The organism is Fibrobacter sp. UWT2 (assembly GCF_900142545.1).
Lineage (GTDB): Bacteria > Fibrobacterota > Fibrobacteria > Fibrobacterales > Fibrobacteraceae > Fibrobacter.
Window position 1 is genome coordinate 12,851 of sequence record NZ_FRBF01000012.1, and the last position, 22,227, is coordinate 35,077.

General features: G+C 52.7%; 18 protein-coding genes. 16 read left to right on the forward strand and 2 right to left on the reverse strand.

The window, feature by feature from the left end:
• The first annotated feature begins 13 nt into the window (after window positions 1-13).
• The 15 genes from BUA40_RS09365 (at window position 14) to BUA40_RS09435 (ending at window position 17,828) form a co-directional block, all read left to right on the forward strand.
• Window positions 14-1,390, forward strand: a complete 1,377-nt coding sequence (locus tag BUA40_RS09365) for a mannose-1-phosphate guanylyltransferase/mannose-6-phosphate isomerase (protein WP_072800386.1) — start codon at window positions 14-16, stop codon at window positions 1,388-1,390.
• A 194-nt stretch (window positions 1,391-1,584) separates the two neighbouring features.
• Complete coding sequence (locus BUA40_RS09370) at window positions 1,585-2,394, forward strand: alpha/beta fold hydrolase (RefSeq protein ID WP_143149757.1); 810 nt, start codon at window positions 1,585-1,587, stop codon at window positions 2,392-2,394.
• 15 nt (window positions 2,395-2,409) lie between these two features.
• Window positions 2,410-3,462 carry an acyltransferase family protein gene (locus BUA40_RS09375; protein WP_072800387.1) on the forward strand — a complete coding sequence of 351 codons (1,053 nt, stop codon included), beginning with the start codon at window positions 2,410-2,412 and terminating at the stop codon, window positions 3,460-3,462.
• A gap of 69 nt (window positions 3,463-3,531) precedes the next feature.
• Entirely contained in the window at window positions 3,532-4,635 is a 1,104-nt protein-coding gene (locus BUA40_RS09380; RefSeq protein WP_072800388.1) for a vWA domain-containing protein, read from the forward strand.
• Window positions 4,636-4,647: 12 nt separating this feature from the next.
• Window positions 4,648-5,676, forward strand: a complete 1,029-nt coding sequence (locus BUA40_RS09385; protein ID WP_072800389.1) for a vWA domain-containing protein — start codon at window positions 4,648-4,650, stop codon at window positions 5,674-5,676.
• Between the two features lie 264 nt (window positions 5,677-5,940).
• A complete protein-coding gene (locus tag BUA40_RS09390) occupies window positions 5,941-6,624 on the forward strand; it encodes a DUF4956 domain-containing protein (RefSeq protein ID WP_072800390.1) in 684 nt (227 codons plus the stop codon).
• Window positions 6,625-6,634: 10 nt separating this feature from the next.
• Window positions 6,635-7,699, forward strand: coding sequence for an HlyD family secretion protein (locus BUA40_RS09395; protein ID WP_072800391.1), 1,065 nt, complete (start codon window positions 6,635-6,637; stop codon window positions 7,697-7,699).
• An 8-nt stretch (window positions 7,700-7,707) separates the two neighbouring features.
• Entirely contained in the window at window positions 7,708-9,099 is a 1,392-nt protein-coding gene (locus tag BUA40_RS09400) for a TolC family protein (RefSeq protein ID WP_072800392.1), read from the forward strand.
• 1 nt (window position 9,100) lies between these two features.
• Complete coding sequence (locus tag BUA40_RS09405) at window positions 9,101-9,931, forward strand: polyphosphate polymerase domain-containing protein (protein ID WP_072800393.1); 831 nt, start codon at window positions 9,101-9,103, stop codon at window positions 9,929-9,931.
• Between the two features lie 31 nt (window positions 9,932-9,962).
• Complete coding sequence (locus BUA40_RS09410) at window positions 9,963-11,678, forward strand: lamin tail domain-containing protein (protein WP_072800394.1); 1,716 nt, start codon at window positions 9,963-9,965, stop codon at window positions 11,676-11,678.
• Between the two features lie 81 nt (window positions 11,679-11,759).
• Window positions 11,760-13,499 carry a TolC family protein gene (locus tag BUA40_RS09415; protein ID WP_083585352.1) on the forward strand — a complete coding sequence of 580 codons (1,740 nt, stop codon included), beginning with the start codon at window positions 11,760-11,762 and terminating at the stop codon, window positions 13,497-13,499.
• Between the two features lie 44 nt (window positions 13,500-13,543).
• Window positions 13,544-14,542: an HlyD family secretion protein gene (locus tag BUA40_RS09420; RefSeq protein WP_072800396.1), complete on the forward strand. Its 999-nt coding sequence runs from the start codon at window positions 13,544-13,546 to the stop codon at window positions 14,540-14,542.
• Window positions 14,543-14,552: 10 nt separating this feature from the next.
• Window positions 14,553-15,818 (forward strand): ABC transporter permease, encoded by a 1,266-nt coding sequence (locus BUA40_RS09425; protein ID WP_143149758.1) that lies wholly within the window; start codon window positions 14,553-14,555, stop codon window positions 15,816-15,818.
• Complete coding sequence (locus BUA40_RS09430) at window positions 15,811-17,001, forward strand: ABC transporter permease (protein WP_072800447.1); 1,191 nt, start codon at window positions 15,811-15,813, stop codon at window positions 16,999-17,001. Before BUA40_RS09425 ends, BUA40_RS09430 begins: the two co-directional genes overlap by 8 nt.
• Window positions 17,002-17,114: 113 nt before the next feature.
• Window positions 17,115-17,828, forward strand: coding sequence for a zinc metallopeptidase (locus tag BUA40_RS09435; RefSeq protein ID WP_083585353.1), 714 nt, complete (start codon window positions 17,115-17,117; stop codon window positions 17,826-17,828).
• Here the strand turns inward: BUA40_RS09435 and BUA40_RS09440 are convergent, their stop codons facing one another.
• Together BUA40_RS09440 and glmS are read right to left on the reverse strand one after the other, a co-directional pair.
• Entirely contained in the window at window positions 17,829-19,223 is a 1,395-nt protein-coding gene (locus BUA40_RS09440) for a segregation/condensation protein A (protein WP_072800398.1), read from the reverse strand.
• A 25-nt stretch (window positions 19,224-19,248) separates the two neighbouring features.
• Window positions 19,249-21,075 (reverse strand): glutamine--fructose-6-phosphate transaminase (isomerizing), encoded by a 1,827-nt coding sequence (glmS, locus tag BUA40_RS09445; RefSeq protein ID WP_072800399.1) that lies wholly within the window; start codon window positions 21,073-21,075, stop codon window positions 19,249-19,251.
• Between the two features lie 128 nt (window positions 21,076-21,203).
• On the opposite strand from glmS, the gene BUA40_RS09450 reads away from it, so the two are divergent.
• Window positions 21,204-22,223 carry an FKBP-type peptidyl-prolyl cis-trans isomerase gene (locus BUA40_RS09450; RefSeq protein WP_083585354.1) on the forward strand — a complete coding sequence of 340 codons (1,020 nt, stop codon included), beginning with the start codon at window positions 21,204-21,206 and terminating at the stop codon, window positions 22,221-22,223.
• The last annotated feature ends 4 nt before the right edge of the window (window positions 22,224-22,227 follow it).

Consider the following 22,227-nt stretch of genomic DNA (forward strand, 5'->3'; position numbering starts at 1 on the left):
GGTGCGCTAAATTATGATTAACCTGATTCTTTGTGGTGGTTCGGGCACGCGCCTTTGGCCCGTGAGCCGTTCCCTGATGCCCAAGCAGTTCGCCCCGCTCTTTGACGGACAGTCCCTGTTCCGCAAGACCGTGGTCACGAACTCCGCTGTTTGCGAATCCCAGTTTATCGTTTCCAATGCCGACCAGTTCTTCTTGGCCAAGGATCAGCTGGAAATGGAAGGCATGACTGGCAGCAAGTTCCTTCTGGAACCCGTGGGTCGTAACACCGCCCCCGCTATTGCCCTCGCATGCCTGACGATGGCTCCTGAAACCATCGTGCTGGTGTCTCCTTCGGATCACGTGATCCGCAAGAAGGAAGAATACAAGAAGGTCCTGCTCCGTGCCGAGGAACTGGCGAAGGCCGGCAACTTGGTGACGTTCGGCATTACGCCTACTAGCCCCGAGACGGGCTACGGCTACATCGAAGCCGATGGCGAAAACGTAAAGCGCTTCGTGGAAAAGCCTGACCGCGCTACCGCCGAAAAGTACCTGCTGGCGGGCAACTTCTACTGGAACAGCGGTATCTTCTGCTTTACCGCAAAGACGTTCCTCGCCGAACTGGGCAAGTACTCCCCGGAAATGCTCGCCGCCGCGAAAAAGGCCCTTTCCAATGCGGCCGTTGAAGAAGGCGAACCCATCCGTATCGACCGCGACGACATGATGGCTATTCCGTCGAATTCCATCGACTATGCCGTTATGGAAAAGTCGAACAAGGTGAAGGTGGTCCCGAGCGATATCGGCTGGAGCGATCTCGGCAGTTTCGACAGTCTTTATGGTGAATACCAGCACGACGCTAACGGCAACAATGTGAACCCGCGTCACATTGCCGTGGATTCCAAGAATTCCCTTGTGATGGGCGGTCAGCGTACCATCGCGACGATCGACCTCGACAAGATGCTCATCGTCGATACCCCGGATGCCCTCCTGGTCGCTCCGCTCAGCAGCAGCCAGAAGGTCAAGAAGGTGGTGGAAGAACTCAAGGAACGCGGCTCCGACCTCATTAACGTGCCGCAGACCGTGAGCCGCCCGTGGGGAACGTATTCCGTGCTGGAATCTACCGAACGCTACAAGATGAAGCGTATCGTGGTGAAGCCGGGCAAGCGCCTCAGCCTGCAGAAGCACCTGCACCGCTCGGAACACTGGGTGGTCGTAAGCGGTACCGCTACGGTGACTGTTGGCAAGAACGTTTTCTACGTTCGTCCGAACGAATCGACCTATATCCCGGTGGGTGAAGTTCACCGCCTGCAGAACGAGGGCAAGCTCCCGCTGGTCATCGTTGAAGTCCAGGTGGGCGAATACACCGGCGAAGACGACATCATCCGCGTCGAAGACGACTTCCACAGAAACTAGTGAAATTAGTCAAAAAAAGAAAGTGATGCCGGACTTGTTCCGGCATTTTTTTTAACCGTCACAGCCCACTGTCTACTTGTACTTTCGCTTCGCTCAAGTACCAAATGCTAGCCTCGGTCATGTCCAAGCAAGCTTGATCGCGACACTTGACTTACGCATTTGTCTTACTTCCTACTACTTACTATATTTCTAGCATGAGCGAAAATCTTGTACATACGGTTCGTGCGCGAACCATTGAAATGGAATACGCCCGTATCGGTTCGGGTCCTAAGCCCCTGATCGTGATTCCGGGGCTTTCGATCAAGAGTGTTATGAAGTCTGCGGCTTCATTAGAAGGCCCGTTCAAGATTTTCAAAGACAATTATACTCTCTATTTTTTCGACCGTAAAAAAGAGGCGAAACCTGGATATTCCTTGCCCGAAATGGCTGATGACCAGGTGACGGTTTTGAAGGCCTTGGGCCTAGAAAAGGTTGATGTCTACGGCGTGTCCCAGGGCGGCATGATTGCGCAGTATATGGCAATCCGCCATCCTGAAATCGTGAACAAGTTGGTGCTCGGTTCTTCAACTTCGAAAGCGGAACCGTTGCAGATTACGACAATCCAGAATTGGGCGCGCCTTGCGCGGGCCCGCGAAGCGACAACGCTTGTAAATAGCTTTATAGACGACTGCTTTAGTGAAAAGTTCGCTGCCCGTTACCGCAGGGCGTTGCTTGCGCTGTATAAGGAAATTTCTGACGAGGAACTAGATCGCTTTGCCATTTTTGCCGATGCCTGCGATTACGTAGACACCTACAATGACCTCGGCAAAATTAAGTGCCCGGTGCTTGTGCTTGGGGCGGGTAAAGACCTTGTGACCACTCCCGAAGCGTCTGTCAAATTGGTGGAAAAACTCAAGGCAGAAGGCGTTCCTTGCGAATCCCATATGTACGAAGATTGCGGTCACGCCGTCTTTGATGAATTGCCCGAATACAAGAATCGAATTTTTGAGTTCCTGGAACGTTAAATTCTGAGAGTCTCTATGGATCCGGTAACAGGTGCAGTTAAACCACGTTATGCCTTTGTCGATTTGGCTAAAGGCATTTGCATTATGCTGGTGGTGTGGCATCATGTGGTCAGTACCTGGGGCCTTGAAACATACCCCCTTAAAGAAACGGTTTCCACTTTTAGAATGCCTTTGTACTTCTTTTTGTCGGGACTATTCTTCAAGGAGTATGCGGGATTCTTTGATTTTTGCCGCCGTAAGATCAACAAGCTTTTGATTCCGTTTGCGTTCTTTTTTGTGACGCTTTCGTGTATTTTCCCGTTTGTGTTGCATTACCTGCATTTGCGGGCAAATCCCGGTGCGGCCGTATGGTATTCCTTTGTATGGAAACAGGCTTTCCCGAATATTCCGGTGTGGTTTTTGCTGAGTCTGTTCTGGACGAACCTGTTGTTTTACGGGCTGTACCTAGTTACGAAAAAATGGGCCGCCAAAAAGTTTCCGCGTCATACGACAAAGGCTTTGGTGGTGCTTTCGGTGGCAGTCGGTTTGATGGGCTTTTTCTTGGGCCGCTACAACATTAAACTTCCGCTGTTCTGGGCGTCGTCTTTAGCGTCTATTCCTTACTTTTGTGCAGGGCATGTGGCTTACCGCTATACTAAACTTTTGGCACCGAATCGATTTGACCGCTGGAATATTCCATTCGCCCTTTTGTGCTTTGGAGTGGCGTTCCTGTTTACCTTTAATGCGCCGCCGGATTCCGTCAGCTACGTGAGCAACCGTTATTGGCTCCCGATATGGAGCGTATACTTGTGCGGACTTCTTGGAACTCTTGGAGTGCTGTTCCTGTCGAAAGCGATAGGGAAAATCCCGCTGGTGTCTTATTTTGGCCGGTATTCCATTATGGTTCTCGTGACCCATGGATGGGTGCAGTGGAGCATCATCAAGATTTTGCGAGATTTCCATGTGCATTGGCCAAGGCCCGTAGCGCTCGCCTTTGTTTTTGTGGTGACTATGTTGCTGTACCTCGGCATTATCCCGCTCATGAAGCGCTTCTTGCCTCACGTGACTGCACAGAAAGACGTGCTTTAGCCTTTTTCGTTGCAATTTTGTATATTCTCCGTTGTAAAATTTGATTTTTTGCGTTTTTTCGGAGATTTTATGGATATTGGCGCGTTACATTTTCAGAATCCCGAGGCCTTTTGGCTCTTACTTTTGATCCCTGTTTTAGTCGGATGGTACATCTATCGTGAACACCGTCGCAAGAGTACCATCAAGTTTCCGGCTCTTTCGATTGCCAAGCGCGCAGTCCCCAGCCGTCGCGTCAAATTCCGCCACATTGTGCCCCTTTTGCGTTTGGCTGCTCTCGCTTGCTTTGTGGTGGCGCTTGCCCGCCCGCAGAACGCCATGGAAGTGGAATACACTTCGACCGATGGCGTCGATATCATGCTTGCTCTTGACGTTTCGGGCTCCATGGGTACGCTCGACATGCTTACTCGTATGGAACAGGCGAAACTTGGCGTGATGAATGCCGAACGCATTCTCAAATCCGGCGATTACTGGAAATATAGCCGCCTAGGTTATGCCCAGCAGGTGATTGCGGATTTTATCCAGAAACGCCATAGTGACCGAATCGGTCTTTCCGCCTTCGGTTCCCGCTCGGTGACCCAGTGCCCCTTGACGCTGGATTACGGTTCCTTGCTTGAAATTTTAAGAGCTACCGATGACCTTGCCCGCGATTCCATTATGAATAGCCGCACGGCAATCGGTGATGGCCTGATGAACGCTCTAGCTCGTTTGCAAAAGTCCGAAGCCAAGTCCAAGGTGGTGGTGCTCTTGACCGATGGTCGTGACAATGCCAGCGTAGTGCCGCCGATGCGTGCCGCCGATGTGGCGCAGTCCCTCGGTGTTAAAGTCTACACGGTGGGCGTGGGCAAAAAGAGCGGAAAGATTCTTGCGTTCCAGCAGAATCCCTGGACAGGCGATATCTCTTGGGGCGAACGCGACATTACGCCTGAAGAAGGCATCGACGAAGGGGTGCTCCGGTCTGTGGCTCAAAAGACGGGTGGCCGTTTCTACCGTGCCGAAAACAAGGAAGAACTCGAAAAGATTTATTCCGAAATCGATGAACTCGAAAAGACGGAAATTGAAACGGTGGCTTATGCCCGCTACGCTGAAAAGTTCTACCCCTGGCTTTTGGTGGGCGCCTTGTTGATTTTGCTTGAACTGTTGCTTGCGAATACGCGCTTTGTGCGCATCCCGTAATGGAGGCTTTAGATGCGATTTGCTGAACCGATGTTTTTGTGGGGACTGTTCACGCTCCCGTTGTTTGCGCTCCTTTTTGTGTATGCTTACCATCGTCGCAAAAAGCTGGCTGCACGATTTGTTTCGCTTTCCATGTTGCCGAAGCTTTCGACGTCGGTGTCGCCCTGGCGCCGCTTAGCCAAGGTGACGATTCTACTGTTTGCGATTGCCTTCTTGTTTGTGGCCCTTGCCCGCCCGCAGTGGGGCCGTAAAATGGAACATATCGAACGCCGTGGCCTTGACTTGGTGCTGTTGCAGGATATTTCGCTTTCAATGCTTGCCGAAGACATCAAGCCGAACCGCTTGACCCGTAGCCGTCATGAAATTTCGGCGTTTTTGGAATCGCTTTCGGGCGACCGTGTGGGCCTTGTGGCGTTCTCGGGCGAAGCCCAGGTGATGGTGCCGCTGACTCTCGATTATGGTACCGTGCAGATGATGCTTAGGGAACTGACTCCGGGCTGGCTCATGCCGGGTACGAACCTCGAAAAGGCAATCCGCAAGGGCATGGACCTTTACAAGAATTCAGGAAGTGCGGGGCAGTACTCCGTCATGATTCTGATGAGCGATGGTGAAGAACTCGAAGCCGCTGCCGTGAACGCCGCCAAGGAAGCTGCCGAAATGGGAATCCGCATCTATACGATTGGTATCGGCTCTCGCGAAGGCGTGCCTATTCCTGTGCATTCTAAAAACGGTGAAGTCGCTTATAAGAAGGACATGCAGGGAAACATTGTGACGACCCGTTTGGAAGACGGAACGCTGCAAGAAATCGCTAGCGTGACCGGTGGACTTTATTTCTATGCGAGCCCGGGTGAATTCCAGCTGCAAAAGGTGCTGAGCGAAATTGCAAGCCTCGAGAAAAAGGAGCAGGCTTCTGACCGTATGGAAAATTATCAGGACCGCTACCAGATATTCCTGGGTCTTGCGGCGCTCCTTTTCCTGATCGAAGCTTTGGTGTCCGAAAGGGGCCGAAAGCGTCGTGCTGGAGCGGGCCGATTCAGCTAAAAAAAAGTAAAATTTTTTTACTGTGATTTGCACACTATTTGCACGCTAGTTTTAAAATGCAAATTTCTTTTTAGGTGTATTTTTACACCTTTTTTGCTATTATTCTAGCAGGTGTGGTAAAATAGGGTGAATTCGTCCCGAATCGCCTCATTTTTTCAGGAACGTTTGGTTTTTGTTCATCCATTTTTACACAAAAATTCGCTATTTTGCGATTGATTAAAGTAAATTTTGGCTGAAAAATAAAAAGTAAACCACGGAGTCCCTATGCTCGACCTATTAGCCGTCCAATCCGGCACCGCCAATGCCACTCTCATTACGTTGGCGTACACCTTGATCCTCACATTTATCCTTTCCTCGGTGATTGCCTGGACCTACGAAAAGACCTTCCTTGGTTTGTCGTATTCTAGAAACTTTGTGCAGGCGATTGTGCTGAGTGCCGTGGTTGCTGCAACGGTGATGCAGGCTATCGGCGATAACGTGGGTCGCGGTCTCGGTATGATGGGTGCTCTTTCCGTGGTTCGCTTTAGAACGAGCTTTAAGGATCCGCGCGACATTATGTTCGTGTTCGCGTCGCTGGGTGCCGGTATCGGTTGCGGTGTGTATGCCTGGGGCGCTGCCGTGGGTGGCACGATTGCCTTTAGCGCGGTTGCCTTCCTCCTTTCCCGTACGGGGCTTGGTACCAAGCATTTCTTTGACGGTATGCTCCGTTTTGCGCTCCCCAACGAAGCCAAGGTCCGTGGCCAAATTGAAGACATCATGAAGTCTAGCCTCAAGACGTTCATCTTGATTACGATGCGCGAAGTCGACGGCGGTGCTCGCCTTGACGTCGCTTACCAGATTCGCCTGCGTGCCACTCATCCGGCTGCAGAAATCCTGAGCGAACTCTCTAAAATCGAAGGCATCTCGGACGTGCAGTTCATGATGCAGGACGCCACGACGGAAATGTAAGGGAGACGGTATGAACAAGCTTAGCGATATGCTCGAAAATTTTTGGAACACGCATAAGAGTAACGCCGGCGTTGCTTACGTTTACGGTCACAAGCTTTCCCTTGCCTGGATTCTTTGCGTCATCATTGCCATTATTCTTGGCTACATGTATCAGGGCAAGATTGCAACTTTCCAGGGTATTGCAGAAGCCGCCGAAACAACCATTAGCGTGCCGAGTCCCACCGAAGTGGTCAAGGTGCATGTGATGCCGGGTCAGGCAATCAATGCGGGCGATACCATCGTGGAACTCAACCGCCCGGACCTCACGCTCCGTATTGCCGAAGTGACTCGCGAATTGGACGCTAGCGAAGGTCGTAGCAACCTGTCTGCCGCAGACATCGACCAGAAGGTCGCCGCAGTCAAGGCCGACCTTGCCACGAAGACGCTTACGCTCAAGTCCGAAATCAACAGACTCGAAAGCGAATACAAGAAGAACAAGGAAATCGCTTCCAAGCTCAAGAGCCTCAAGAATTCGAATTCTGAAGCCGACGGCAACGACGCCATGGCCATGCAGATTAAGGGCCTCAAGAATGAACTTGCCGTTGCCAACGCCAACGCCAACGAACAGATCAAGCTTCTGCGCAGCAGCAACCGCTTGCAGAAGGATGCTGGCAAGAGCGAAGTCGAAAACCTGAAGAAGGAACTCGAAGAACTCCAGAAGCAGCAGGAAGAACTCATCCAGATTGCCAAGGAAAGCTGGGTCGTGGGTTCCGTGAACGTTCATGACGGCGAAAAAGTGTCTAGCTTTGCTCCGATCGTTACCCTCACTCACAAGTCTCCGACGCTGGTTCGCGGTTACATCCACGAAAGAATGTACCAGCGCATGGATATTGGCGAAACCGTTAAGGTGATGCCGCTGGGCGCTACGGGTAAGCCGGTGAAGGGTAAGGTGGTCGGCCTTTCCAGCCGCATCGTGGAATTCCCCATGCGTATGTGGAAGATGCCCGAAATGCCGATTCACGGTCGCGAAGTCATTATCACGATTCCCGCCGAAAATTCGTTCCTTCTTGGCGAAATGGTGACCATCTCCGAATAGTTTGATTTATGAAAAAATCCGCTCTTGTATCTTTGCTTGCCGTCGCTCCTTTGATGGCCGCCCCTTTGACTTGGGAAACGCTTATCCAGTCTGCGGACCAGGATGTGCGTTATCAGGCTTCTCAGAAGCGCGCAAACATTGCGACCTCCCGCAGCACCAAGTTGTGGGACAAGCTTGAACTCCGTTACAAACTCGATGGCTTTAGCTTTGCTCAGCATGATTTTGAACTTCGCATGACGCCGAAGGCTTTTGGCGAAGGCTCTGCCGACCGCGCCCACTACGAAGCCCAGATGGCGTACGCAAACGCCCAGCTGGCCGAAGACCGTGGCATTCTCCTGTACGACCGTTACGAACGCGGCATCCATTACCTGATGCGCAAGCGTATCAATGCGTTGAACCAGGAACTTTACCAGATTAATGCCGACCGTATCGAAGTGCTGCACCTCAAGTCGGGTTCCCCTAACTTCAATCCGCAAGACTTGATGTCTGCTCTTGAAAAGGAAGCCTCGATTCGTGCAGCCCTTATTAGCGATTCCATTTCGCTCCAGAATTCCGAACGGAAACTGCGCGTCTGGATTCCGGATTTTGATAGCGTTGAACTGGATACTTCTTGGCTTCCGAAAATGGAAGATATTCAAGCCTGGTTGAATGACGGCGTCGAAGTGAACGAAAAGTTCCCGCAGGTTGCAATGGCGAAGGGCAAGATGGATTCCGAAAAGGCCAGAGCCAAGCAGGATTTGGCTAGCCGCCACGATTACATTTCGCACATCGGTATCGGTTACTCCATGAAGATTGAATCCTTGATGAAAAAGTACAAGGACATGGGTTATTCTGATTTGTGTACGAAAAACGGCGAATACTACGACGAGGCCGCCTGTCAGGACTGGCTGACAAACGCCGTAGACGAAGAAACCGCACGTATTGACAACACATATTCGATTCAAAGGGAAGTGGCAGACAAGGATAATCGCCTTACCCGTGACAAGTTCTATGCAACGCTTGCCATTAAGCTCCCGTTCTTCGATAGCAACAAGGATAACAGCCTGCGTAACCAAGTGGCCGACCTCGATGCCGAAGGCGACTATATGCAGAAATCTCGCGACGTGAGCGTGAAGGTGAATCGCCTTGCTGAACAAATTAACGGTTTCCTTGCCCAATGGAAGGTTCAGAAGGATTTTGCAGACAAGGTAAAAGCAGGCAACATCTTTGAGCAGTTTGCCAAAGACGCCGGTTCTGATCCGCTGCTTTTGCTGCGTGCCCGCGAATCCGCTGTCGAAAGTGAACTGAATGCGGCTAAGCTCGAAACCGACATTTACGACCTTTATCTTGAACTGTTGCAGTATGCAGGCCAGCTTTCTAAGGAAGGCGTGCAGAACCATTTAGTCGGGGGACTTAAGTAGTATGGCCGAAGCCCGCGGATTTAGCCTTCTCGAAAGGTTCGAACTCAAGTACCACATTCCTGTGGAATGGGCGGACCGTATCGGCGCATTCCTTGCTCCGTACTGCGAAGAAGACTATTACTCAAAAATTACCCCGGGCGGATTCTACTGGATTACGAACCTCTATTTGGATTCGCCTTCTTGGACGTTCCTCGGCTGGAAAAAGAAACAGCTGTTGGACCGCTTCAACATGCGCATTCGCACCTATGGCGAACACCCGGCACAAGACGGGACGTTCCATTTCGAATGCAAGCGCAAGATCAAGAACATTTGTTACAAGAGCCGCGGAACCATCAAGGGCATTAACCCGGGCGAAGTCTGGCACATGAAACCCGAAGACTGGCCGTGCAAGGGTGAAAAAGACCGCATGTACGTCAAAGATTTCTTGTACAAGACGGAACTCTATAATGCGCACCCGCGCCTTTTGACGCAGTACAAGCGTCGCGCCTGGTTCGGACTCCGCGAAGAATATTCCCGCGTGACGATTGATACCGGCATGCGTTTCCGCGAAGAAAACGGTTTTGATTATACGGTGGATCCGCACTACATGCATTCGACTGGCATTCCTAGGTTTTTCCAACCGGGTTGCGATGCTGTGCTTGAACTCAAGTGCCCGTGTTCGCAGGTGCCGTACTGGATGTTTGACTTAATCAAGTTCTTGAACTTGAAACATGGTGCATTCTCTAAATTCGGCAATGCCGCTGCCGAATGGAAGCGAGTTTACGAAAATCCGCGTCGATTCAAGACTCCGTACTGGACGAAGCTTGCCGTTGGCGCTGGCGAAAATTATTAAAATAGAAGAAAGTTTTTGCGAGGATACCTCTATGGATATCAAAAAAATTCTTATGGCAGGCTCTGCAGTAACCGCAATGGTCCTTGCCACCTCTTGCTCCAGTGACAAATCTACGGAACCGGATCCTGTCGATCCGACCGTTTCTTCGTCTTCAGAAGGTGGTGCGAATCCTGACCCGACTTCGTCTGCTGAAGGTTCAGTGACGGTTTCTTCTAGCAGCGTTAGCGGTGATAATCCTCAGCCGGAACTCTCCTCTGCTGCTGAAGTCGTTGATTCTTCTGTCACCCAGATGGCTATTACCGAAATCATGTATAATGCGGCCGATGGTTCTGCTTTGGAATGGATCGAAGTGACTATCCAGAGCGGTCCGGATATTGCTAGCATGCTTGCTTCGCAAATGCGTTTGGATGGTGCTCTTTCCTTTACGTTCCCGAATGAACCCCTTAAGATGGGCGAATACATTGTCGTGACGAACGACAAGGAATTGTTCATGCAGACTTATCCCGATTTCCAGGGCCGTCTCTATGGTCCGTGGGATAATGATCCGAAGACTGGTACCGTGGCAAAGCTTTCGAATGAAGGCGACGTGATTGACGTGAAATTGCTGGGCGAAGGTGACGTGAGCTGCTCTTACAGCATGGAACCGCCTTGGCCGTCTCTTGCCAACGGCAAGGGCCGTACGCTCGTGTACAAGGGCGGAAACGCTGCCCAGGCAACCTCTTGGGGTGCAAGCAAGGCGATGAACGGTAATCCGGGTGTGGGCAACGATGAATGGCTCACGACTTCGAATATTCGTTTGAACGAAATCATGCCGACGGCCACAGGTACTGATGCCTGGGTGGAACTCTACAATGCGGGCAGCGCCGATGTCGATGTGACCGGTTGGGTTTTTGAATCCAAGATCCGTAAGGAAAAGCTCACGATCAAGGCCGGTACGGTTCCTGCAAAGGGTTACCTTGTCTTGAATGCAACAACTGACTTTGTCGATAGCGAAGGTGCTGCAAAGGAACTGATCGTTGGCGATGTCGGTGGTTCTTACTACCTGTATGGCGCCACTGAAGGTGATGAATCCAGCTTGCTCTTGCCGTCTAGTAAACTTTCGAGCGGTGTCATTGACTTGAGCGATGGCTCTACGGCTCAGGGCGCACTCGTGCAAGCTACGCCGGGTGCTGCCAACGCAGCTCTCTATATCGGTTCTCTGGTCATTAGTGAAATTCACTACCACCCGAACGAAGACGACTTGAACGATGTCGAATTCTTGGAACTCAAGAATTTGTCTGAAACGCCCATTACACCCTTCGAAACTCTCTCTAACGGAAACAGAGGTTGGAAGGTTGAAGGTATTAACTTCGAATTCGCCAAAACGGACGTGATTCCGGCAAATGGCATTGTGGTGCTGTTCCCGGATTCCTTGCAGACTGCATTGGGTGCAGATAAACTGCGTACGCGTTATTCGATGGACGCTAGCGTGGTAATCGGCTTCTATAGCGGTAAGCTTTCTAACCGCGGTGAAACCATTGCTGTCAAGAAGCCTTATTTCTACCAGGAAGACCATAGCAATCCGCTCAATAGCCAGTGGTACTACGATTGGTCCGATGCTACGCTCTATAGCGATAAGTGGAGCGGCAATGGCGTTGACTACAAGCGCGCGGACGGTTTCGGCTACAGCTTGCAGCGTAAGGACTTTACCACGATGGGTTATGAAGCTGCTGCATGGACGGCGGCTGAACCCACTCCCGGAAAGTAAAATTATTTAATTGCTTTTATAGCATAATAGTCACCTTTATAGGGTGGCTTTTTTTGTTTTAATTATTTATTTTTACAATGTATGAAAAAGAGTTTGTTATTGGGTATTGCAGCGAGTGCTGCCGTTTTTGCCGCGCCCATTTCGCTGTCGGATGCGATTGCGATGGCAAAGGCGAACAATTCGCAGATCAGGGCCGAAAAGGCTAAGGTCGATATGGCTGAAAGCGGTCAGACGGAGGCACGCTCCCGTTTTATGCCCCAGTTGTCTTTGACTGCCAGCGTTACAAAAATCAACGATCCCATTTACATTGACTTGGGTGAAATACAACAGGCTATGAGTGGGCTTGCCGGCGGAATTGCTACGGTTGGCCCGGCGGCGGTGTATTCCAAGGCCTATATCGATGCCTACAACAAGGCTCAGGCCGGTTACGAACAGGCTTATGCCGGGGCCATGGCGCAGGGATTGACCGAAGCCCAGGCGAATGCGTTTGCTCAAGAAAAGGTTGGTGGTACTGCGCAGGAGATTGCCCAGCAGACGGCAGACAAGTATGCGGCCGAAACGCAACAAAAGCTAGATGCGGCCCAGACAAAGATCGACGATGCCGATTTCCGCATGAAGGTGCAAGACGATGTTTTCTTCAACGCGCGCCTGACGGCTATTTGGCCGATTTTTACGGGCTTCAAAATCTATTCTGCTTACGATGCCGCTAAAGAAAACGTGAATGCCAAGAAGGCTGCGTTTGATATGGCGCAGAATACCATCTTGATGGATGTGGCGACCAAGTACTTTACGCTCCGCCTGGCCGAAGAACTGACGGTGTTGCGCGAAAGCACCAAAAAGAACTTGGAAGAACATTTGGCGCGTTCCAAGAAACTGGAAGAAGGTGGCCAGATCAGCAAGGCGGAACGCCTGCGTGCCGAAGTGGCTTTAGCTGAAGCTGAAAACGCTTTGGAAGATTCTTACCGTGACCAGACTCTTGCACGCCTTGCGCTTGCAAGCCTTTTGCATACCGATACGAACATTACCGCGATCACGCCGGTGATGGCTCCGGAGCAGACTTTTGGTATGGAAGAATTCAAGCAACTTGCTTTGGACAGACATCCGGGACTTCGCCAGTTGCGTACCGAACGTAAGCGTAGCCAGGATGCGGTGAGTGCCGCTCGCGCTGATTATTACCCGACGGTTGCGCTCTTTGCTTACAAGGAACTTTATACTCGCGACTTGACGCTCCTTGAACCCGATTGGGCGGTAGGAGCCAAGATGCAGTGGGACTTGTTCAAAGGTGGCGAAACGCGTTCCAAGGTGAGCAACGCCAGGGCTCTTGACCGTTCGCTTTCGAGCATGGAAGAGCAGACCATGGATAACATCGGCTTGCTGGTGGAAAAACGCTGGCGTGAAATGGAACATGCCAAGAGCCGTTTGGAAAGCTTGAAGAAAACCCGCGAATTGGCCGAAGAAGCGCACCGCAGTCAGACCTTGGCTTACGAAGCGGGCCTTGCGACTGGCCTCGATGTCGTGGATGCTGAACTTGCGCTTTCGCGCTTGCAGGTGGCTGATTTGAAGGCGCATTACGATGCAGTAGTCGCCTGGCTTGGACTTTTGGAAGCTAGTGGTGAAGTGGTGAATGCGGGCGAGATGCTCAAGAACGTGAAGCCTGTCGAAGAAAAACCGGCTGAAGAACCGAAGCTTGCCGAGCCTGTTGTTGCTCCCGCTGCCGCGTCGGTTGCTGATTCGGCGAAGGTTGCAGAGCCGGCACCTGCTGATTCTGCAAATGCGGCTGCACCGGCTGATACAACTGTTGTCCCGGCCACAAACCCCTAACCACTGTCTACTTCCTACTGTCTACTTTTAAACTGGAGTCAACTATGAACGTCTTGAAAGTTATCGGAAAGGTCTTGGTCGTCTTGGCGTTGATTGCCTTGATTGGCCTTGGAATCATTACCTTGCAAAAATTCGCGACTGAACCGCGCGACGCCTATTTGCAAGGCCAGATGGAAGCTCGCCGAGTACTTGTGGCGGGTAAGGTTCCCGGTCGCGTAGAACAGCTGTTCTTCCGCGAAGGTGACATGGTTGAAAAGAATGCCATTGTGGCAATCATCAGCAGCCCCGAAATCGAAGCCAAGAAGATTCAGGCGCAGGGTGCTTTAGGTGCCGCTCGCGCCCAGGCGAACAAGGCGAAGAATGGTGCCCGCTCCGAAGACATTACGGCTCTCAAGGCGATGGCCTCGCGCGCCCAGGATGCGGCAAACCTCGCGAAGAATACTTACGACCGTGTGCAAAAGCTTTATAACGAAGGTGTGTTGCCGCTCCAGAAGCGCGATGAAGCTGAAACCCAGATGAAGGCGTCCCAGTCTGCCGCCGACGCCGCCAAGGCCCAGTATGAACAGGCCCTCGCCGGCGCCCGCAGCGAAGACAAGGCTGCTGCAAACGCCCTCGTGCTGCAAGCGAAGGGCGCCAACGCCGAGGTTGACGCCTACCTCGAAGAAACGAAAATCCGCGCCCCCATCGCAGGCGAAGTCTCCGTGAAGCTGGTCGAAGAGGGCGAAGTCGTAGGCTCTGGCATGCCGGTTGTCGCTATTACCGACCTCGACGATTCTTGGGCGGTATTCCACCTGCGCGAAGACTTGCTCAAGAATGTGTCCAAGGGCAAAACCTTCAGCATGTTCATTCCGGCTCTTGACAAGAATGTGGAAATGGAAGTCAGCTACATTGCCTCGGTGGGCGATTACGCTACCTGGCGTAGCTCTAAGGAAAGCGGCGGCTTTGATCTCAAGAGTTTTGAAGTGCGCCTACGCCCGAAGGCAAAAATCGAAAACCTGCGCCCTGGCATGAGCGTGCTTTTCCCGGTGGACCAGATTCAGTAAGGTCGTAATCGTGTTCCTTGATGTTTTAAGGGCGATTCGCAAAATCTATATCAGTCACAATATCGTGTTGTGGCTGGTGCTCCTGATTTTGCCGGTGGTGACATCGGTCTTTATGGTGAATTTCTTTTCGGCCGAAATCATTCAGCATGTGCCGATTGGACTTTTAAAGCAAGACCGCTCGCAGTTGGCCGATAAAGTTGAAATGGCCTTGCGCGCAGACCCTGTGCTCGAAGTTGCCATGGAATGCGACGATCGAAGCGAATGCGAACATGCGGTGATTCGCGGTGATTTGCAGGCGTTTATCGTGCTCCCGTACGACATGGAACGCCGGGCGCTCCGGCTTGAAACGCCTGTGATTCCGGTGTATTCGAGCGGCCAGAATTACCTCACGAATACCTTTGCGGTCAAGGAAATCCGCTCGGTGATTTCGGCGATTGGCGCCGACCTGTTTACCAAGCAAATGGACGACCCGATTCATGTAGAACTCAAGTCCGTGAGCAACAATAGCGGTAACTACCAGGGCTTTTTGGGGCTCGGGCTTGTGACGGCGATTTTTCATTTGGCAGGAATTTTGGCGGCGGTGTACCTGTTCAGTTTTCCGTTCCGCGATCACCGCGTCCGCGAATTCTTGAAGGCGGCGGGCGGCTCGCGCGTGGTGCTTGGCGCTGCGACGGTTTTGCCGCTGGTCGTGATTCAGTGGCTGTCGATGATGGCGGTGTATGCGTATGCTAGGCGTGCGCTTACTCCGATGACGTTCGATGAATTTGTGGTGGTGTCAGCAGGGCAGTTGGCGATGATTCTCGCTTGTTCCGGAGCGGGGGCCGCCTTTGTGGGCATTACGGGCAACATGCGTATGTCTTCGAGCGTGGCGGGCGTTATCGCCGGCCCCGCGTTTGCGTTTGCGGGCCAGACGTTCCCGGTGATGGCGATGCCCTTGGTGGTTCGCGGCTTTGCATTCCTGCTTCCGCTCACGCACATTTTGAAAGTGCAGTCTACCATGCTCTTGGGCTCGGTCGGCAAGGCCCATGCCTGGGAATCCATCGTGGTGCTTTTGTGCATGGCTCTGTTCTGGCATTTGCTGGCATCCAAGCTTTTGATGCTTCGCTGGAAGGTTGCCGAAGAAAAAGAGGCGGACTGGGAAGCCCGCGAAAAATTGCACCTGAAGGACAAGCTGAAAAATATTGCCGGCGCCGTATATTCGGATTTAAGTATCCGAAAGGCGGTCGCAACTGATGTGGCGGCAAGAGATGTTCGAAAAGGAGGCCGCAATGATTGACCTCTTTAAGCGACTTTTCAAGGTGGCGTTTGCCGAATGGAAACTTTTTTACACCGACCCCGCAGCCGTGCTGTTGCTGGTGGTGGCGGGCGTGCTTTACGCCTTCTATTACCCGACGCCTTACATGAAACAGACGGCTACAGATGTGCCTGTGGCTGTGGTGGATCTTGACCATACGGTCATGTCGCGCGAACTCACGCAGATGTCTGCCGCAGCCCAGCAAATCGATGTGCGCTACGTGTTTTCGGATATCCGCGAAGCGGAGCAGGCCATGGCCGAAGAGAAAATCTACGGTTTCATGGTGATTCCCAAAGACATGGAGAAAACGCTCCGTAACGGTGGCAAGACGAACGTGAACGTGTTTACGCACGGTGCCTACGTGATGCTCCACGGCAATATTGGAACCGCATTTACTACATGTGCATTGACTGTTGGGGCTACCACCAAAGTCAAACGGATTGCTTTAGGCAAAAAGGTGCCGGCCGCAAAGGCTATTGCCATGCGCGACCCGATTCCCATCAGCGTGCAGACCATGTACAACAACACGGGTAGCTATTCGAATTATGTGGTGCCGAGCGTACTGGTGCTGATATTGCAGCAGACGCTTGTGATTGGCATTTGCATTTTGGGTGGAGCCCGCGCTCACCGCAAGTTCCGCAAATTGCAGCGCGATAGTTCAGTGGAAAATGAACTCATGCCTTACCGCTATTTTGGTCGCTCGCTGGCGTACTTCTTGCATTATTGCAGCTTTATCCTGTTCTACCATTTTGTGGTGTACAATGTGTTCGAATTCCCGCGTCGCGGCGAAATTCTCCCGATGGTGGCGTTTGCGATCGTTTTCCTGTTCTCGGTCATCAATTTCGGGATGGTGCTTTCGCAGGTATTCCTGCGTCGTGAAACGAGCATGCAGTTGTTCCTATACATGAGCATCCCGATTCTGTTCCTTTCGAACTTCAGCTGGCCTACCGAATTGATTCCGGCCTGGATGAAGGGCTTTTCTTGCCTGCTGCCCTCGACGTTTGCCATTCCGGCATGGCTTGCGATTGAACAGCGTGGAGCCGACATTTACGATGCTGCATCGCTGTTGCTGCCGCTCGCTTTGCAGGCGGTGTTCTACCTGTTGCTCGGGCTTGTACTTACAAACCTCCGCGACGGTAGCAAACTCAAAACCGGCGACATGTAGGTATGAGGTTTTGAGCTCGGTGCTACGCACCTTTGAGGTTTATTACCGTCTACTTTTGTATATTATAACAGGAAAATAAACCCTGTTTACTAAACACTGCGCCGGAGGCGCCTATGATGTTTGATCCTTTATACATGATGATTCTCCTGGTCACGCTCGCTCTTTCGGGTAGTGTTTCTTGGATGGTCAAGTCCCGTTTTAACGCTGGCCAGAAGGTCGGCATTTCCAGCGGCCTTACCGGCGCCGATGTCGCGAAGGCAATCCTGATGGATGCGGGCATTACCGACGTGAAGGTACTGCAGCATCATGGATTCTTGTCGGACCATTACAATCCACTGAACAAAACTCTGAACTTGTCGCCTGAAGTTTATAACGGCCGCAATGCATCTGCCGCGGGCGTTGCCGCTCACGAAGTGGGCCACGCCATTCAGCATGCGCAGGGATACTTCCCGCTGTGGCTGCGTTCGTTCATTGTGCCTGCCGCAAACCTTGGCTCGAATCTTGGTCCGTGGCTTGTGATTCTCGGCATCGTGCTCATGAGTGCGGGCCGTGCGCTCGGTTATTCCCTCGCCGTTGCAGGCGTGGTGCTGTTCGGTATCGCAACGCTCTTTACGCTGGTGACCGTGCCGGTGGAATTCGACGCGTCTTCCCGCGCCAAGAAGGTGCTTGCTCGCCTCGACATCGTAGCGCAGGGTCGCGAATACAATACGGTTTCGGGAGTGTTGTTTGCCGCAGGGCTTACCTATGTGGCTGCCGCCATTGGCTCTATTATGCAGTTGCTTTATTGGGCGTACCGTGCCGGACTTATCGGCGGTAGGCGAGATTGATTAGTTATCGCCGGAGTGGACTTCGATAGACGGGAAGTCGTCATCATCGGAGTCGTCAGAATTGTCTGAATTTTCAGAAGCCTGGGAGTCATAGAACGCCTGGGCTTTTTTCATGAACGCTTCGAATTCTTCGTCCGTCATGTTAGGCTCGTTATTCGAGCCGTCCGACGGCTGCGGCTCTTCAGCCGGAGCCTCATTGACAGACGCGATCGAGGAGTCGACAGGTTCTTCCACCGGAATGTCTTCGGCGGGAGCGCTTGTTTCGGGTGCAGATTCAACAACCGGCGCAGGCTCTTCTGTCGGCGCGGCATTTTCTGCTGGGGCCTGAGAACCTTCCGTCGGGGCCTGGGCATTCTCTGCCGGAGTCTGAGTGCCTTCGGCAGCCTCGTCTTCCTTCATCATTTCGGCGAACGGGTTTTCCTGCACTTCGCTCAAGTCTTCGCGACCTTCGAGCATGGCGGTCAAATCTTCTTCGCTCACGTTCCTGCCGCGGCTGGTCCACAGCACGGCTTCGCGCATCACTGCGGCCAAGTCGCCCACGGTCTGTTCCTTGGAACGAGCAATCGCCTGGTTGCGAATCGCTTCTACAAGGCCCGGCTTCACGTCCGGATCCTTGCTGAAGAATACGGTCTCGTGCGCCATTTCTTCGGCGTAGTCGGCGTTATTCTTCTTGCGGTAAATCCAAATCGGTCCGAACAGTTCGCTCTGGCGGAATACGATTTCGTCCGTCTTGATCATCTCGAGCATGGCCATGAAGGTCACTGCCGCGACAATCGGGTGAGAATCGTTGTCAAGCAAATCTTCGAACAGGGCACGGCCATTCACCGACAGGTAATTGTTGATTGCCTGCTGGCGGTCCTGAATGGTCACGTAGTCAAGTTCAATATGGTGAATCGTTTCCGAAATCTTGGTCTTCAGACTCTTCTGGTAAGCGCGGAAAAGCTGCCAGATATTTGCGTCGGCCAAAGTCTCTTCGTCGGTCTGTGTTTTCTCAAGGCGACCGCGGGAATACGTACCGAAGTTTTCGCTTTCCATTTCCTGGAGTCCGCTCGCGACTTGCTTAAAGCGCTGGTATTCCAGCATTTCCTTCATGAGCTGTTCGCGGTCTTCGTTGTATTCCGCTTCCATCTCGGGGTCGCGCTGCTCGGCCGGCAAAAGTTCCTGCACCTTGAGGGCCATCAAGCGGCTCGCCATGTACAAGAAGTCGCCCGCCTTCGACAGGTCGGTGCCCTCGTACTCGTTCACCCACTTTAAAAACTGGTCCGCAATTTCGGCAATCGAAATCTGTTCAAGCGGAACTTCCTTCTTCTGAACAAGATACACCAGCAAGTCCATCGGGCCGTTAAACGCCCCGATGCGTACTTCGTATTCTTCCTGTTCTTCGACTTCGGTCATGCTTATCGATTCTTAGTTAGATAGCTTATTCCACGGTCACGCTCTTGGCGAGGTTGCGTGGCTGGTCCACGTCGTTTCCGCGAAGCACGGCGATGTGGTAAGCAAGCAGCTGGAGCGGCACGCATGTCACGATCGGCATGAGCATCGGGATAGTCTTCGGAACCTTGATCAGGTGATCCGCAATTTCGTCGAGGGGGTGGCAATCTTCGGTAGAGATGGCGATGACCTTGCCGCCGCGGGCCTTGATTTCGCGAACGTTGCTGATGACCTTGTCAAACAGAGCGTCCTTCGGGGCAATCACCACGACCGGCATGTTTTCGTCGATCAAGGCAATCGGGCCGTGCTTCATTTCGGCGGCAGGGTAGCCTTCGGCGTGAATGTAGCTGATTTCCTTGAGCTTCAGGGCGCCTTCCATGGCGACCGGGTAATTGAAGTGGCGTCCCAGGTACAAGAAGTTGTTTGCCTTTACGTACTTGTTGGCAATACCTGCGATCTGGTCGGAAAGCTTGAGAGTTTGTTCCACAAGTTCCGGGAGTTCCTGCATGGCCTTCACGATGTCGGAGCCTGCTTCAAAAGAAAGTCTGCGCTGGCGGCCAAGCAAAAGGGCGATCATGGCAAGCACAGTCACCTGGCTGGTGAACGCCTTGGTGCTGGCTACACCGATTTCGGGGCCTGCGTGCAGGTAAACGCCGCCGTCACTGGTGCGGGCGATGGTGGAACCTACGCCGTTACAAATGGCAAGAGCGGTGGCACCCTTCTGCTGGGCTTCCTTAAGGGCGGCGAGTGTATCGGCGGTTTCGCCGGACTGGCTAATTGCAAGAACGAGCGTACCCGGCTTGATAATCGGGTTACGGTAACGGAATTCCGAGGCGTATTCGACTTCAACCGGGACGCCGGCCAAGTCTTCGATCATGTATTCGCCGACCATACCGGCATAGTAGCTGGTACCGCAGGCGGTAATAATGATACGGTTAATGTTGCGAAGTTCCTTGATGTTTGTGTCGAGGCCTGCAAGCTTGGCGTTGCCTTCGGCGTACAGCAGGCGACCGCGCATGGTGTTGCGGAGCACTTCGGGCTGTTCGAAAATTTCCTTGAGCATGAAGTGGGCAAAGCCGCCCTTTGCGATGGCGTCGGCGTCGAATTCCACGTCTTGCACTTCGTGCTGCACCGGCTGACTGTGCGTATTCAACAGGTTGTAGCCGTCTTCCTTGATTTCGACGATGTCGTTATCGTCCAGGTACACTACCTTCTGCGTGTGCATGATGATTGCAGAAACGTCAGAGGCCAGGTAGAATTCATTCTGGCCGATACCCAAAATGAGCGGGGAGCCGCGACGGGCACCGATCATGGTGCCGGGTTCGTCCTTGCAAATCACGGCGAGGCCAAAAGTACCTTCAATCTTGGAAATGGCCTTGAGAACGGCTTCCTTGAGGTTGCCGTTGTAGTAGCGGGCAATCAGGTGGGCGACGACTTCGGTATCGGTTTCAGACTTGAATTCGACGCCTTCAGACTGGAGTTTCTTCTTCAAAATGGCGTAGTTTTCGATAATGCCGTTATGGACAATCGAAATCTTGCCGTCAAAGCTCTGGTGGGGGTGTGCGTTCTGTTCGGTCGGGGCACCGTGGGTGGCCCAACGGGTGTGGGCAATGCCGACATGACCGTGGAGAGGCTTTGTCTTGAGTTTGTTTTCAAGAGCTGCAATCTTGCCGGAGGCACGGACGGTTTCAATTTTTCCGTCTTCAATCAGGGCAACGCCTGAGCTGTCATAGCCGCGGTATTCCAACTTTTTAAGACCGCCGACCAAGATTGGCAAAGCTTCGTTTTGTCCGATGTATCCGACAATTCCGCACATATACTAGTATTCCTTCTTTTGTTAACGAAACGCAATATACCAATTTCTTTTGGTAAAAATGGGTTACATATGGTCTTTTGGCGTAAGATTTTGTTATTTTTCGTTTGTCAAACATAAAAGAGGATAAAATGAACAAAAAACTCATTATTGCTGCGGGTGCTCTCGCATTTGCTCTGACTGGCTGTGACCAGCTGTGCCAGGGTCCCAAGACCAAGACTGCTTTGGTGACCGATAAGGATAAGTACAGCTATGCTCTCGGTGCTCATTTCGGTAACCAGGCTCGTTTCCAGTTGGTAACCCGCGACTCTATCGACCTCGACCTCGATCTCTTTATCCAGGCTTTCAAGGAACGTTATAACGAAGATTCCGCTCATTTCTTGATGAACGATTCCGTCATCTTCCAGACCTTGACCGACCTTTCTCAGGCCCGTCAGGCTGAAAAGAACAAGAAGGACAGCCTCGCTGCCGAAGCCAACAAGGCTGCTGGCGAAGCATTCCTCGCTACGAACAAGACTGCCGAAGGCGTCGTGACCACCGAATCTGGCCTCCAGTACAAGGTGATTACCGAAGGTACGGGTGCAACTCCGGCCGATGGCGACATTGTGAAGGTTCACTACACCGGTACGCTCCTCGACGGCACCAAGTTCGACAGTTCTGTCGACCGTGGCGAACCGCTTGAATTCCCGATCGGCGCTGTGATTCCGGGCTGGACCGAAATGCTCAAGCTCATGAAGGTGGGCGGCAAGGTCACCGCTTGGATTCCGAGCGACCTCGCTTACGGTCCGCGTGGCCGTGGCCCGCAGATTCCGGGTAACAGCCTCCTCGTGTTCGAAATGGAATTGATCGATACTCATTCTGCCGACGCCCCGGCTGCTGAAGCCCCGAAGGCCGAAGCTCCGAAGGCTGAAAAGAAGGCTGCCGCTAAGCCGGCTGCTCCGAAGGCCGAAGCCAAGCCCGCCGCCGCAAAGCCGGCTGCTGAAGCAAAGCCTGCCGAAGCTGCTAAGCCCGCTGCCGAAGCCAAGCCGGCCGCTGAAGCAAAGCCTGCTGAAGCTGCTAAGCCCGCTGCTGAAGCCCCGAAGGCCGAAGCTAAGCCGGCTGCTGCCGCCGCTGCCGCTCCCGCTGCAGCTGCACCGGCCGCTGCCAAGTAATCGG